The sequence below is a fragment of the Arthrobacter sp. GMC3 genome (assembly GCF_002929305.1).
Classification (GTDB): Bacteria; Actinomycetota; Actinomycetes; order Actinomycetales; family Micrococcaceae; genus Specibacter.
The window spans coordinates 1-612 of record NZ_PJIO01000109.1 but is presented as its reverse complement, the minus strand read 5'-3'; the positions used below and the strand labels follow the sequence as shown (position 1 = coordinate 612).

Annotated in this window: 1 protein-coding gene; it reads left to right on the top strand. The window is 62.7% G+C overall.

The window, feature by feature from the left end:
* Positions 1 to 612: histidine kinase dimerization/phospho-acceptor domain-containing protein (locus CXQ94_RS23875; RefSeq protein ID WP_146070415.1), on the top strand; the 612-nt coding region annotated here is incomplete at both ends.

Below are 612 nucleotides of genomic sequence, written 5' to 3'. Positions count from 1 at the left end.
TGTGGGCGCTGACCGATCTGTCCCATCATCTATTCATCGGCGGTGAGGAGGAGCTTCGGCAGATCCGCCATATCCTGAGCCAGCAGCATGGCTTGTTCGGCTACGAGACGCGCCTGCGCCGCAAGGACGGCAGCGCCATCTACGTGATCATGAACCTGCTGCTCAAGCCGGACGAAGACGGACTGGTGGAAGGCTTCGTCGCCGACGTTACCGAGCGCAAACTGGCGCAGTTGCGCCTGTTGCAGCTCAACGAAGAGCTCGAGCAGCGCGTCGCTGAGCGCACCTGTGAACTGCGTGAAGCCCGCGATGCGGCGGAAGCCGCCAACCTGAGCAAGGACAAGTACCTCGCCGCAGCCAGCCACGACCTGCTGCAGCCGCTCAACGCCGCGCGGCTGTTCACCAGCGCTTTGCTTGAGCAACCGGGCGCGCCCAACGGCGGGCTGATCCGCAATATCAGCAACTCGCTGGAAGACGTGGAGAACCTGCTTGGTACGCTGGTCGATATATCCAAGCTGGATGCCGGCGTGATCAAACCGGATATCGCCCCGTTCGCCGTCAGTGAGCTGTTGGAAAACCTGGCCATGGAGTTCCGCCAGATCGCCGGGGCCGAAC